The organism is Nitratireductor sp. B36 (assembly GCF_020833685.1).
Taxonomy (GTDB): Bacteria; Pseudomonadota; Alphaproteobacteria; order Rhizobiales; family Rhizobiaceae; genus Nitratireductor.
Map to the genome: position 1 here is coordinate 250,194 of NZ_JACKZY010000001.1, position 12,972 is coordinate 263,165.

At 59.8% G+C, this 12,972-nt stretch carries 13 protein-coding genes; 7 read left to right on the top strand and 6 right to left on the bottom strand.

What is annotated here, in order from left to right:
- The first annotated feature begins 2 nt into the window (after positions 1-2).
- The 5 genes from H7H48_RS01225 to maiA all read left to right on the top strand — a co-directional run bounded on the left by H7H48_RS01225 (position 3) and on the right by maiA (position 5,231).
- Positions 3-503, top strand: a complete 501-nt coding sequence (locus H7H48_RS01225) for an Lrp/AsnC family transcriptional regulator (protein ID WP_229447013.1) — start codon at positions 3-5, stop codon at positions 501-503.
- A 127-nt stretch (positions 504-630) separates the two neighbouring features.
- Entirely contained in the window at positions 631-2,115 is a 1,485-nt protein-coding gene (locus H7H48_RS01230; RefSeq protein WP_229447014.1) for an NAD-dependent succinate-semialdehyde dehydrogenase, read from the top strand.
- A 47-nt stretch (positions 2,116-2,162) separates the two neighbouring features.
- Complete coding sequence (locus H7H48_RS01235) at positions 2,163-3,536, top strand: aspartate aminotransferase family protein (protein ID WP_229448051.1); 1,374 nt, start codon at positions 2,163-2,165, stop codon at positions 3,534-3,536.
- Between the two features lie 347 nt (positions 3,537-3,883).
- Positions 3,884-4,579, top strand: coding sequence for a fumarylacetoacetate hydrolase family protein (locus tag H7H48_RS01240; protein WP_229447015.1), 696 nt, complete (start codon positions 3,884-3,886; stop codon positions 4,577-4,579).
- Position 4,580: 1 nt separating this feature from the next.
- Entirely contained in the window at positions 4,581-5,231 is a 651-nt protein-coding gene (gene maiA, locus H7H48_RS01245) for a maleylacetoacetate isomerase (protein WP_229447016.1), read from the top strand.
- Positions 5,232-5,250: 19 nt separating this feature from the next.
- Here maiA and H7H48_RS01250 read toward each other — a convergent pair whose 3' ends face one another.
- Positions 5,251-5,715, bottom strand: coding sequence for a MaoC family dehydratase (locus tag H7H48_RS01250; protein WP_229447017.1), 465 nt, complete (start codon positions 5,713-5,715; stop codon positions 5,251-5,253).
- A 273-nt stretch (positions 5,716-5,988) separates the two neighbouring features.
- On the opposite strand from H7H48_RS01250, the gene rirA reads away from it, so the two are divergent.
- Complete coding sequence (rirA, locus tag H7H48_RS01255; RefSeq protein ID WP_229447018.1) at positions 5,989-6,450, top strand: iron-responsive transcriptional regulator RirA; 462 nt, start codon at positions 5,989-5,991, stop codon at positions 6,448-6,450.
- 37 nt (positions 6,451-6,487) lie between these two features.
- Here rirA and H7H48_RS01260 read toward each other — a convergent pair whose 3' ends face one another.
- The 5 genes from H7H48_RS01260 to hemP all read right to left on the bottom strand — a co-directional run bounded on the left by H7H48_RS01260 (position 6,488) and on the right by hemP (position 10,694).
- Entirely contained in the window at positions 6,488-7,300 is an 813-nt protein-coding gene (locus H7H48_RS01260; RefSeq protein ID WP_229447019.1) for a heme ABC transporter ATP-binding protein, read from the bottom strand.
- Positions 7,300-8,400 carry an iron ABC transporter permease gene (locus H7H48_RS01265; protein WP_229447020.1) on the bottom strand — a complete coding sequence of 367 codons (1,101 nt, stop codon included), beginning with the start codon at positions 8,398-8,400 and terminating at the stop codon, positions 7,300-7,302. Before H7H48_RS01265 ends, H7H48_RS01260 begins: the two co-directional genes overlap by 1 nt.
- Before the next feature lies 1 nt (position 8,401).
- Positions 8,402-9,319 (bottom strand): hemin ABC transporter substrate-binding protein, encoded by a 918-nt coding sequence (locus H7H48_RS01270; protein WP_229447021.1) that lies wholly within the window; start codon positions 9,317-9,319, stop codon positions 8,402-8,404.
- Positions 9,320-9,425: 106 nt separating this feature from the next.
- Positions 9,426-10,484 carry a hemin-degrading factor gene (locus tag H7H48_RS01275; protein ID WP_229447022.1) on the bottom strand — a complete coding sequence of 353 codons (1,059 nt, stop codon included), beginning with the start codon at positions 10,482-10,484 and terminating at the stop codon, positions 9,426-9,428.
- 9 nt (positions 10,485-10,493) lie between these two features.
- Positions 10,494-10,694: a hemin uptake protein HemP gene (hemP, locus tag H7H48_RS01280; RefSeq protein ID WP_007006809.1), complete on the bottom strand. Its 201-nt coding sequence runs from the start codon at positions 10,692-10,694 to the stop codon at positions 10,494-10,496.
- Positions 10,695-10,904: 210 nt separating this feature from the next.
- Here hemP and H7H48_RS01285 point away from each other — a divergent pair, with 210 nt between their 5' ends.
- Complete coding sequence (locus H7H48_RS01285; RefSeq protein WP_229447023.1) at positions 10,905-12,971, top strand: TonB-dependent receptor domain-containing protein; 2,067 nt, start codon at positions 10,905-10,907, stop codon at positions 12,969-12,971.
- Position 12,972: the final 1 nt, after the last annotated feature.

Consider the following 12,972-nt stretch of genomic DNA (forward strand, 5'->3'; position numbering starts at 1 on the left):
CCATGCTCAAGCTCGACGATCGCGATCTCAAGATTCTCGGTATTCTTCAAAGGGAAGGCCGCATCTCCAAGGCGGCGCTGGCCGAGCGCGTGAACCTCACGCCCGCCCCCTGCTGGGAGCGGCTGAAACGCCTTGAAAAGGCGGGCATCATCACTGGCTACCGTGCAGAAGTGGCGCTTGCGAAGCTCGCTCCGCACATCGCCGTTTTCATGGCCGCCGAACTTGCCGGCCACCGCGCGGAAGACTTCCAGCGATTCGAACGAAGCGTGCAGAACATCGATGAAATCACCGGCTGCTGGGCTGTTGGCGGCGGGTTCGACTACATTTTGCAGATCATCGCCCGCGACATCGACGCTTATCAGCGTCTGGTCGACCGGCTTCTGGAGATGAATGTCGGTCTGGCGCGCTATTTCACCTACATCGTCACCAAGCCGGTGAAGCAGCCGGGTGCGTTCCCGCTCGGCGTTCTGGTGAACACCGACGAGACGGCGCAGAAGGAATAGCGGGCGCGGGCCGCGAAGTTCAGAAGAAACTTTGGCGCGCCCTGCCAGGATCGTCAGAAAATTTGGCGACCCGAACGGCATAATCCCAGTCAATCCAAACACTGGAAATCCGCTTGGGAGAAAGCCGATGTCCGCATTTGCCGCCCTTCAGAAAACCGCCCTGTCCGACCTTGCAGATCCGCGTCTTTTCCGCGAATACGCCTATGCGAACGGACACTGGATCGCCGCCCCCGGCGACCCGGTCGTGGATGTCTTCAACCCGGCCGATGGCGCACGGCTGGGCTGCGTTCCCGCTCTCACCGCCGAGCAGGTCGATGAGACCATCGAAGCAGCTCACGCGGCATTTCCCGCCTGGGCGGCCCTCCTGCCGCAGGAGCGCGCGCAGATCCTGATGCGCTGGTACGATTTGATCGTCGCCGCCAAGGAGGACCTCGCCCATCTCATGGTTCTGGAACAGGGCAAGCCGCTCTCCGAAGCACACGGTGAAATCGACTACGCCGCCTCCTTCGTCTCCTTCTACGCCGAAGAGGCCAAACGCGTTTCGGTCGAAAGCGTCGCCTCGCATCTGCCGGATGCCGACATGCAGGTTTCGCGTGAGCCGGTGGGTGTCGCGGCCCTCGTCACACCGTGGAATTTCCCCTCCGCAATGCTCACCCGCAAGGCGGCAGCGGCCCTTGCTGCCGGTTGCACCGTGGTCGCACACCCGTCATCCGAGACGCCCTTCTCCGCACTCGCCCTTGCAGAACTCGCCGAGCGCGCCGGCGTGCCGGCAGGCGTCTTCAACGTGCTCACCGGCAAGGCAGCCGAAGTGGTCGGCGCGATGACGACCTCAACCCGTGTGCGCGCCCTTTCCTTCACCGGCTCCACCGAGATCGGCCGCCTGCTCTACGCGCAGTCCGCGCCGACCGTGAAGCGTCTCATCATGGAGCTTGGCGGCCATGCGCCCTTCATCGCCTTTGCCGATTGCGACCTCGACCACGCGGTCGAGAGCGCCATTTCGGCCAAGTTCGCCACCTCCGGTCAAGACTGCCTTGCCGCCAACCGCTTCTATATCGAGCGCTCCATCTATGACGCCTTCGTCGCAGCTTTTGCCCGCAAGGTCGAGGAACTGACGGTCGGGAACGGCCTCACCGATCCCGATATCGGCCCGCTCATCCATGAGCGCGCGGTCGCCAAGCAGACCGAGCAGGTTGAAGATGCGCTCGCAAAAGGCGCGCGTCTGGTAACGGGCGGAAGCGTGTCGCGGCACGGCCCCACCTTCTTCGAGCCCACGGTTCTGGCCGACGTGCCCGAGACCGCGCTCATTTTCCGCGAAGAGACGTTCGGCCCGATTGCCGCCTTCACCCCCTTCGATGACGAAGCGGACGTGCTGGCGAAGGCAAACGACACCGAAACCGGCCTTGCGGCCTATCTGCACACGCAGGATCCCGGCCGCATCGCCCGCCTTTCGCGCGGTCTCGAGTTCGGCATGGTCGCGGTCAACCGCACCAAGATCACCGGCGCGCCCATCCCCTTTGGCGGGGTCAAGCAGGCCGGCCTCGAGCGCGAGGGCTCCCGCCACGGGCTGGAAGCCTTCACCAACATCAAATATGTCTGCCGCGACATCGGTTGAGCGGCGCTGAAAGACACACAATTCAAGACGAACAGGAGAGCGACATGCTGTTGAAGAACGACCAACTCGACCAGTGGGACCGCGAGGCCTTTTTCCATCCCTCGACCCATCTGGCCCAGCATGCGCGCGGCGAAAGCCCAAACCGCATCGTGACCGGTGGCAACGGCGTCTATATCGAGGACCGCGACGGCAACAAGCTGCTCGACGCCTTTGCCGGCCTCTATTGCGTCAATGTCGGCTATGGCCGCACCGAAATTGCAGACGCCATCGCCGAGCAGGCAAAGGAACTTGCCTATTACCACGCCTATGTGGGCCACGGCACGGAAGCCTCCATCAAGCTTGCCAAGATGATCGTCGACCGTGCGCCGGAGACCATGTCCAAGGTCTATTTCGGCCTCGGCGGCTCCGATGCCAACGAAACCAACGTCAAGCTGATCTGGTACTACAACAACATTCTCGGCCGTCCCGAAAAGAAGAAGATCATCTCGCGCTGGCGCGGCTATCACGGCTCCGGCCTGATGACCGGCTCGCTGACCGGCCTTGAGCTCTTCCACAAAAAATTCGACCTGCCGCTTGCCCAGGTGGTCCACACCGAAGCGCCCTATTACTACCGCCGCCCGGACCTTTCCATGAGCGAGGAGCAGTTCACCGCCCATTGCGTTGCCGAGCTTGAAGCGCTGATCGAGCGCGAGGGCGCGGACACCATCGCCGCCTTCATCGGCGAGCCCGTGCTCGGCACGGGCGGCATCGTGCCGCCGCCGGCCGGATACTGGGCCGCGATCCAGAAAGTGCTGCGCAAGCACGACATCCTGCTCGTCGCTGACGAGGTGGTGACCGGCTTTGGACGCCTCGGCTCCATGTTCGGCTCCATCCATTACGACATGGAACCCGACCTCATCACCATCGCCAAGGGCCTCACCTCCGCCTATGCGCCGCTTTCCGGCTCCATCGTCGGCAAGAAGATGTGGGAAGTGCTCGAGCGCGGCACGGACGAAAACGGCCCGATCGGCCATGGCTGGACCTATTCGGCCCACCCGATTGGTGCTGCCGCAGGCATCGCCAATCTCGAACTGGTCGACAAGCTCGGCCTCGTCAAGAATGCCGGCGAGACGGGCGCTTACTTCGTCAACGCCATGCGTGACGCAATCGGCGACCACGTCCATGTCGGCGAAGTGCGCGGCGAAGGCATGCTCTGCGCCGTCGAATTCGTGAAGGAGCGCGAGAACCGCCAGTTCTTCGACGCTTCCGAGAAGATCGGCCCGCAGATGGCCGCAGCCCTTCTCGAACAGGGCGTCATCGGCCGCGCCATGCCGCAGGGCGACATTCTGGGCTTTGCGCCCCCGCTCTGCCTGACGCGCGAAGAAGCAGACACGATTGTCGATGCGACCGCCAAGGCCGTGAAGAGCGTCTTCAAGGGCTGATCTCGAGGGTCAGGACCTACTAATATGGCCGCAATGGTCGGCCTGATCTGTGCGGATACGCGAAGCAAGGCCGCAGGAAGACTTCATGTCTTTCAAGGCCTTGTGACAAAGTAGCCCGTGCTGATCAGGCCGATCCGAAGGACGCTCGATAGACCGCCAACCTGCCGCGTCAAACCCCTTGACCGGGGAAAGGCCCCGCTCTGCGGGCTTTTCCTTGCATCTCTTGGTCTATCGAACGCCATTGTGGCCGTATTAATAGGTCCTGACCCTAGACTCCGACGCTTCGGGGCCTTGCCCCCGAGCGTCAATTCGGCCATCTCTTCTCCCCAATGTTCTGGGAGAATTTCATGTCCGATTTCGTTTTTCCGCCCGCCCCGCAACCGTCCGTCGCCGTAGCCGGCGAAGAAGCGCGCTTTCCCGTGCGGCGCATCTTCTGCGTCGGGCGCAACTATGCCGCCCACGCGCGCGAAATGGGCCATGATTCGGACCGCGAGCCGCCATTCTTCTTCACCAAACCGGCTGACGCCGTGGTCGATACCGACACGGTGATCCCCTATCCCAGCCTGACCAAAGATCTTCACCACGAAATCGAGATGGTCGTCGCCATCGGCAAGGGCGGCAGCAACATCGACCCGGCCCATGCGCTCGACCACGTCTATGGTTATGCGGTCGGGCTCGACCTCACGCGGCGCGATCTTCAGGGAGAAGCGAAGAAGAAGGGCCGCCCTTGGGACTGGGGCAAGGCGTTCGACCGCTCGTCGCCCTGCGGCCCTATCGTGCGTGTTGCCGAGACCGGTCACCCGTCTGAGGGCCGCGTCTGGCTCGCCGTCAATGGCGAAATCCGCCAGGAAGGCGATCTGGACGAGCTGATCTGGCCGGTTGCTGACGTGATCGCCCTGTGCAGCCAGGCCATGGAGCTGAAGGCCGGCGATCTGATCTACTCCGGAACGCCTGCCGGCGTCGGCGCGCTCCAACCGGGCGATCATGTGGAAGGCGGCGTCGACGGCATCGGCGAGATCGCCATTACCATTGGCGAGGCGTGAGATGAGCGAGATCGTCCTGCACAGCTATTTTCGCTCCTCCACCTCCTACCGGGTGCGCATCGCGCTTGCCATGAAGGGGATCGACTATCGCTATGCCGCGCACCATCTTCGCCATGGTGAACATCGCGGTGAGGCCTATCTCTCGGTCAACCCGCAGGGTCTCGTACCGGCTCTGGTGTGGAGCGACGGCACAATGATCGCGCAGTCCATGGCGATCATGGAATTTCTCGACGAGATGGTGCCGGAGCCTCCGCTCCTGCCATCCGATCCGCACGGCCGCGCACGGGTTCGCATGCTCTCACAGATGATCGCCTGCGATATCCATCCGGTGAACAATCTGCGCATTTTGAACACGCTGAAAGAACGTTATGGTGCCGGCGATGCGGAAATCGGCTCCTGGTTCCGCCACTGGGTGAACGCCACATTCGAGCCGCTGGAGAAGATGCTGGCCGAAAGCGCTGAGACAGGTACGTTCTGCCACGGTGACACCCCCGGCTTGGCAGACATCTGCCTTGTGGGTCAGGTTACCAACAACAAACGTTTCGACGTCGACATGACGCCCTACCCCACCATCCAGCGCATCAACGACGCCTGCATGGCGCTGAAGCCCTTCCAGCAGGCCGCTCCCATGAATCAGCCCGACGCCGAATAGGCTTCAGAAAATGTGCCGCTCAGGCGGCCTTTTCTTCCAGAATAAGCATGATGATGGTCTCGGCGACCAAGGCAGGCGTTTCCTCGCCCTCGATCTCCACCTCGCCATGATGGCGTATGAGAAGGCGGCCTGCCGCCTTTTCCTCGACATTCTTCAGGGTCGTGCGCAGCCGAACGCGACTGCCTGCCCTTACCGGCGCCAGAAAACGAAGCTTGTCCAAACCGTAATTGATAATGGTGCCCAGATGCACGGGCCAGGCGCCACAATCATAAGACAGGCTCGATAAGAGCGACAGCGTGAGGAAGCCATGCGCCACCGGCTTGCCAAACGGGCTTTCGCGCTCCGTGCGCTCGCGATCCACATGGATCCACTGGTGGTCATTGGTGCAGTCGGCGAAACGGTCGATCATTGACTGATCCACGACCACCCAGTCGGAAACGGTGGGCCCTCCTCCGATCTCCGCTTCCAACACATGCGCGTTCATGGGCGCCGCCTTTCTGAAATCATTGGTTCACCAGTGCCGACGGTCGCTGGAAAGAACTCCTACTCTGGCTTCACTGTCGACCGCTTCCAGCGATTGCTCCAAATATTGTGCATTGCAATACGGATGACAAGTCAGCCGCTCGCACACCTGATGTCGCGGTTTGAGCCGCGATCACTATAAAGTTGATTAATTTGATCAGATTTCACCAGACTCACTCTGGAATTATTCTAAACAATAAGCCATATTGCGGGAACGATATGTGAAAGGACTGTTATGCGCCTAACGCGACAAACCAATTATGCGATCCGGATTTTGATGTATTGCGCCGCCAATGAAGGCCGGCTTAGCCGCATCTCCGACATCGCGGAAGCATACTCCCTCTCCGACCTTTTCCTGTTCAAGATCCTGCAGCCGCTCGTTGAACATGGTTTCGTCGAAACCGTTCGCGGGCGCCATGGCGGTGTTCGTCTGGCAAAACCCGCCGAGGAAATAACACTGTTCGATGTTGTGCGCGTCACCGAGGACAATTTCGCCATGGCGGAATGCTTTGAGAATGACGACGCAGAGTGCCCGCTGGTCGAAAGCTGCGGCCTAAATGAAGCGCTGCGCAAGGCGTTGAACGCCTTCTTCGAAGTGCTGGCCGGCTACACGATCAGCGATCTCGCAGTGGCCAGACCGGATATGCGATTACGTCTTGGCCTCGATGATTTACCCGAGCGCGCTGCCGCACGCTGATTCCGCAAAGGCTCTCTTCGACAGCGTCGATTCTTCCTCAAAATGAGGATTTGACTGAAATTTGGGCGGATTGCGGCAGCACATAGGGACGATTCTCGGCAGGCGGAACACCCACCTGAATTCGACACTCAAACACATCGGATACAAGCTCGTCGTTGAACACCTCATTCGGCGTACCGGAAGCGACAAGCCTTCCACGGTGCATCATAGCCACCTGATCGGCAAAGCGCGCAGTGAGATTGAGATCGTGCAGAACCGCAAGCACACCACCACCAGAAGCCGCGAATGTCTGGGCGATGTTCATGATGATGAGTTGATGTTTGATGTCGAGACTTGAAACCGGCTCATCGAGCAAAAGATAACGCGGTCGGCCGTCGAGCACCGGCAGCCACACCTGGCAGAGGACACGCGCGAGCTGAACACGCTGCTGTTCACCGCCAGAAAGCTCCTGATAAAACCGGCCGGCAAACCCTGAAAGATCCACACGTTCGAGCGCCTTTTCCGGCAGTCGCTTCTCTTCCGCCGGGGTTGCCCCGGAACGGCCGCCCAGAAGGCCGAGTTTGACCACCTCCCGCACCGTATAGGGAAAGGAGAGCGAACTTGCCTGAGGCAGCACGGCCCGATGCGCGGCAGCCTGCCATGGCGGCATATACCGCAAGGTCTCGCCGTTGACCTTCACGTCACCTTCAAACGGCAGATCCCCGGAAACCGCTTTCAGGAAAGTGGTCTTGCCCGAGCCATTCGGGCCAACAATGGCCGTAACGGTTCCCGGTTTAACCGACAAGCAAACTTTATGTAGAACCTGATTGCGGCCGAGCCGGACTGAAAGATTATCGATATCGATCGCCATCACAGATCCAGAAGCCCCCTCTGGCGCAGCAAAATCCATAGAAAGAATGGCGCACCGAGCGTTGCGGTGACAATCCCGATTGGCAGTTCGGCAGGAGCTACAACCATGCGGCTTGTGGCGTCGGAAACGAGAAGAAGGCAGGCTCCCAGAAGCGCTGAGGCCGGCAACAGGTAGCGGTGTTCAGGTCCAATGGTCAGGCGCAGGAGATGCGGCACGACAATCCCGACAAACCCGATCCCGCCGGCCACTGCGACGGATGCACCTGTGGCCGCCGCCACTGTCAGAATGGCGCAATTCTTCACCCGCTGGACGCGTATGCCAAGATGGTTAGCGCTCGCCTCACCCAACACCATGGCGTCAAGTCCGCGCGCCAGGAAGGGCGCTGCAGCTAGGGCTGCAAGAATGATCGGACCAGCCGCCCAGATTTTAGCCCAGCTTGCACCTGCCAACGAGCCAAGCCCCCAGAATGTCAGGTCCCGCAATTCCTGATCGTCAGCGGCATAGACGAGAATGCCCGACAAGGCGCCAGCCAAAGCGCCAAGCGCGATACCCGCCAAAAGCATTGTGGCAATCGAGGTCTGACCACGCCGCGTTGCTACCCGGTAAAGAAGCAGCGTGGATACAATCCCGCCGAAGAAGGCGGCCAGCGGCAGCGCATATATGCCAAATATGCCAATCACCGGTTCCAGCACCGTGTTGCCAAGAACGATAACGGTTATTGCGCCGAGCCCTGCGCCAGGGCCCACACCGACAATGCCCGGGTCGGCCAACGGGTTACGAAACAGCCCCTGCATGACAGCGCCGGACACGGCCAGCGACGCGCCGATGAGACTTCCCAGAACGACACGCGGCAGACGGATATCCCATATCACCACGCGGTCGCGTAGCGGGAGGCTATCCGTCCCGCCACCAAGCCATCCAGAAAACACGCTCCAGAACGATGTATCGGACGCGCCCGAACCAAGGCTTGTGAGAAACAGGAGCAGATAAAGCAGGACAAGCCCCAGTATGATCGCGCGTGCACGGGCCGAGCGGTCCCCATCAGCCTCGGCCCGCCACCGCCAGCCGGACACGGATGCGACATTGTCACGTAAGGCCATTTCAGTCGGTTACCGTTTCCGTTTCCTGCAAGGCGTGAGCAAGGTCTCGCACCGCTTGTGCTGTGCGCGGACCAAAACCCAGCAGGTAGGACCCGTCCATTCGAATGAGTGCCCCACCCTCGCCGGCCGGCGTGCTGGCAATGGCCGGGTGAGAAAGAACATCCTCAGACGTAAGATGATCCGCACCGCCTCGAGCCATCATCAGGACCGCATCGGGTGCAGCCGAAATCACCGCTTCGGCTGAAACCTGGCGATAGCCGGAGAACCCATCCATGGCGTTTTCGGCTCCGGCCATGTTTATGATCCCGTCAGCAGCGGTGTTCTTGCCAGCAACCATGACCCGGCCACCCTGCATGCTAAGGACGAAAAGCACACGCTTTCCATCGGTTTGCTTGCGCGCTTCCTTTTGGGCGGCATCGAGATCCGCCTCCACCTGAAGAGCGAGCTTTTCTGCCTTCGCTTCCGCGTTTAATGCGGCTCCAACCACGCGGATCTTGCGAAGGACCGCCTCACGATCATAGCCCTCCGGCACCGTAACTACCGGGATACGCGATGCCTTGAGCGTATCCATCGTCTCGATGGGACCGCTTCCTTCCATCGCCAGAATTGCGCTTGGCCCGACAGAGAGCACCCCCTCGGGCGACAGTGCGCGCATATAACCAATGTCAGGCAATTGTTCCGCCTGTGGCGGATATGTGCTCGTTGTATCACGAGCAACAAGCCTGTCTCCTTCGCCAAGACCGTAGATGATCTCGGTGATGGCTCCACCGATCGACACCAGTCTGGAGGCGTCGGGGAACGGTTGAATGGCCTCCTGCGCAGCGACGGAGCCACACCCGACCCCCACGGAGGCAACCAACCCCATAAACAATCGCGCCATCCCTCTGCGCGTCATCGATCCGAACGCTTCGCGCGTCATCCGACAATCTCCCTCAATCCTTGGACATCGCCCGGCGCGCGGACGATCCAGAGATCTGTTTTCTTTGAACTGGAGCGCCGATCAGCGCTTCCTTCCGATGAGATCGTCAGGCCACCTGGCGGCTTTCCAGCCTCGGCAAGCCCTCGACCATGGAACGCCAGTCAGCACGTTCTGCATGCCCCTCCAGTCGCTCTCCGAAGAACTGGGCGATCAACTGACCTCCGGCACCATAAGCCTCCATGGACGTGACGTGGCCATCCTTGGTTGGCTTGCGCACAGCCCACAATTCCTTCACGTGGTCAGTTCGCAGATGGAGATTGAAGCCCGGATCGAGAATGTTGATCCACGGCCCCATCGGCTTCACCGTCTCGATGGCGCCGGTGTGGATCTGGATGCATCCGCTACTGCCGACGAAGCACATGATCGGCACCGTCTCGCGGACCGCCTGGTGCAACATCTGTGTCAGTGCATCCTCCTGCAATCGCCAGGCGTAGTCCTCACCGATCAGGTGGACGGCCTGATGGCGCGTCAGCTTCAGCTTGCGCAAAATATTGAAGAGCTGATGCACGTCCGTCATCGCACTCCAGCGCTCGCGTAGGACATTCGCCGCCGGCAGTTCGTCGGTGGCGATTTCCTCGTCGGCCTTCTCGCTCTGGAGATCGAGCGGAGCCTGCTGGTCGGGATGAAGGAGATCCTCGACGAGCTTCTGATATGCATAAAGATTCGATTTTGGCCTCAAATGCACCTTGTGCACGGCATCACCGGCCTCGTCGAAAAACTGCAGGCTGCGCCGGACATCATCGCCATCGCGCTTTTCCACCGCAAAGCCAAATGACCAGCGAGAGGGAAAGATTCGCAAATCGATATCGCGCCCCAGCACAAGCGCGTGCTGCGCAGCCACCGTAATTTTTTCGTAGACCCCGACCTTTTCATGGACGGCGCTTTCATTACGGGTCAGGGCCATGACCTCACCCACGGCCTCAAGCGCCGGAAGAAGATCAGCGACGCGCGGCTCGATGCGGGTCACGCCATGCCCCACAAATGCGGCGAGCAATTCTGCTTCCGAAATGCCAAGCATTGCCGCCAGGTCGCGCTCGCGCATTTTTGGGTTTTCATCACGGGCGCGCCTGATGGCTTCAGGCGCGCGTGCTGTCTGAACATTCATTCCACAAACCTATTTGTTGAGAATCAGCTTTCCCTGACGGGTGATCTTCAGGCGATAATAGGCGCCATGATGCTCAATCCCGATTTCGCGACGCCCTCCGAAGAGATCCGTGCTTGAAATCGTTCGATCAGGCGTAACGCCACCTTGCCTGACAGCCAGATGCTGTATGTCTGCCTGTCCGCGCGGGTCGATCGACAAATAGGTCTTCATTGGAAAGAACCTCCATTTTCAGGTCACTGGCTTGGGCTCACATCGACAGCATGTTTTCTGTCATTCGCTTTCTTGACTTTTATTATCATATTTTATAGCCACCGCAATACCGGAGTGAAATTATCAAGATAAATTTCCTAGCCGGATAATCGTCGGCAAGCCAGCGCCAGCCGGCCAATAGCTGTGTTTGATTGCTGGAGAATTTGGGGTATGCGGAACTACACGCGACACACGACCTTTGGTTTGCTGTGCGGAACCTCGATGGCGACATTGGCGCTATCGATGACCGCGATGGCGCAGGAAGCGCCAATCGTAATGTCGGAGCCTTCAGGCGACGTCACACTTCTCGACCGTATCACGGTGGTGAGTCGGACCGGCGAGAGCGCGCTCGAAACAATGGCCTCGGTAAGCCAGATCAGCGGCGAGGAACTGGAGCGCCGCATGGCGACGAATGCCAATGACATCTTTTTCGGCGTCCCGGGGATCAAGGTCTACTCGGATGGTCGCCCGGCGGTCAGCAACATCAACATTCGTGGGCTTCAGGATGCCGGCCGCGTCTCCGTGATCATCGACGGCGCACGTCAGAATTTCCATAAGGCGGGGCATGACGTGTCGCGCATGTTCTGGCTCGATCCGCTGCTCGTAGAACAGGTGGATGTCATTCGTGGCCCCAGTGCCAACACGTTCGGATCGGGCGCAATTGGCGGCGTCGTGTATTTTGAAACCAAGAAGCCCGATGATTTCCTGCGGGATGACGAGAATTACGCCCTGTCGCTGACGGGCCGCTATGAATCGAACGGCTCGGGCTGGACCACCAGCGCGATCGGCGCCTATCGCTTCAACGACGCGGCCTCCATTCTCGGTAATATCGTCTGGCGCGACTATGGCGACTACAAGGATGGCGATGGCACGCGCGTCGACAATTCAAGCTTTGATGTGCTGAGTGGTCACCTGAAGGGTACCGTCAGACCGACCGAGAATAGCGAGCTGACCCTGGGCTGGACCGGATCTCGCGATGAATGGTCTTCGACCGAAACACGTGACTACCAACTCGACAGCGACACATTCACAGGAGAATTCAAGATCTCCGACGCCGAAGAAAAGTGGTTGAACCTCAACGTCAAGGCCGCTGTAAACAATATAGATCTGACCCAGACGGATACGGGTTCGCGCCCCGGCACCTCCGGCTACGACCTGGGAACCACCAGTTTCGACATCTGGAACACGTCCCGGTTCGACACGGGAATGATTGCCCATGAACTGACCGTCGGTGGCGATTGGGTCTATGACGATTTTGCCTCCAGCGCAGCTTCCGGGGGATCGGACAGTTACAACCCCACCGGCACTCGACGCGTATGGGGCGCCTACGTCCAGGACAAGCTTTCCTATGATTGGTTGGAGGTTGTCGCTGGTGTGCGATACGATTCCTACGAGCTCGAAGCTTCGGAAAAGAGTTCAGGTGATCGTTTCTCACCTCGGCTCAGCGTGGGCGTTTCTCCCTTCAACGAAGGGCTCCTGTCCGGCCTTCAGATTTATGGTTCCTACTCGGAAGGTTATCGGGCGCCCAACACGTCGGAAGCCTATATCACCGGTGGGCATTCGTTCCCCGGTTTCAGCTTCGCGTTTCTGCCAAATCCCGATCTGAGACCCGAAACCGGCAAGACCTGGGAAGCTGGACTGAACTATAAGGCAGACGGCCTCTTCAATGCCGAGGACACGCTGCGAATCAAGGCAGCGTATTTCCACAATGATATCGACGACTACATCACAATTCCCACCTTTCCAGCGATTCCGGGCAGTGAATGCGCCAGTCTCGGGCACACGATGTGCGCGCAGTATCAAAACGTCTATGCTGCCGAGATTCAGGGGTTTGAGCTGGAAAGCCGCTACGACGCAGGACGCTACTTTGCAGGCCTTGGGATTTCCATCATTGACGGACACCAGACAGACCGGGACGGCATCAGCTCGGACCTTACGACCATACCCTCGGCCAGCGTGACACTTGATGGCGGGATGCGTTTCCTCGAACGTCGACTGACACTCGGTGGCGAAGTCGAGTTCAACAAGGCACCCAGCGGATCGACCTTCGCGGAGGATTACACCCTGGTGAATCTCTACGCCAACTATCAGCCCAACGAAAACCTCCGGTTTGATTTCCGCGTCGACAACCTTTTCGATAAGCGGTACGTGCTGCCGATCGCTGATATCTCCGATGGGATGCATGCACAGCCTGGCCTGACCGTAAAGCTCGGTGCAACCGTGCGTTTTGGAGGATAAG

Bases quoted from the DNA above. Each gene is read 5' to 3' on its own strand.
- H7H48_RS01225 (WP_229447013.1), top strand. From the start codon at position 3: ATGCTCAAGCTCGACGATCGCGATCTCAAGATTCTCGGTATTCTTCAA.
- H7H48_RS01230 (WP_229447014.1), top strand. From the start codon at position 631: ATGTCCGCATTTGCCGCCCTTCAGAAAACCGCCCTGTCCGACCTTGCA.
- H7H48_RS01240 (WP_229447015.1), top strand. From the start codon at position 3,884: ATGTCCGATTTCGTTTTTCCGCCCGCCCCGCAACCGTCCGTCGCCGTA.
- maiA (WP_229447016.1), top strand. From the start codon at position 4,581: ATGAGCGAGATCGTCCTGCACAGCTATTTTCGCTCCTCCACCTCCTAC.
- H7H48_RS01250 (WP_229447017.1), bottom strand. From the start codon at position 5,715: ATGAACGCGCATGTGTTGGAAGCGGAGATCGGAGGAGGGCCCACCGTT.
- rirA (WP_229447018.1), top strand. From the start codon at position 5,989: ATGCGCCTAACGCGACAAACCAATTATGCGATCCGGATTTTGATGTAT.
- H7H48_RS01260 (WP_229447019.1), bottom strand. From the start codon at position 7,300: ATGGCGATCGATATCGATAATCTTTCAGTCCGGCTCGGCCGCAATCAG.
- H7H48_RS01265 (WP_229447020.1), bottom strand. From the start codon at position 8,400: ATGGCCTTACGTGACAATGTCGCATCCGTGTCCGGCTGGCGGTGGCGG.
- H7H48_RS01270 (WP_229447021.1), bottom strand. From the start codon at position 9,319: ATGACGCGCGAAGCGTTCGGATCGATGACGCGCAGAGGGATGGCGCGA.
- H7H48_RS01275 (WP_229447022.1), bottom strand. From the start codon at position 10,484: ATGAATGTTCAGACAGCACGCGCGCCTGAAGCCATCAGGCGCGCCCGT.
- hemP (WP_007006809.1), bottom strand. From the start codon at position 10,694: ATGAAGACCTATTTGTCGATCGACCCGCGCGGACAGGCAGACATACAG.
- H7H48_RS01285 (WP_229447023.1), top strand. From the start codon at position 10,905: ATGCGGAACTACACGCGACACACGACCTTTGGTTTGCTGTGCGGAACC.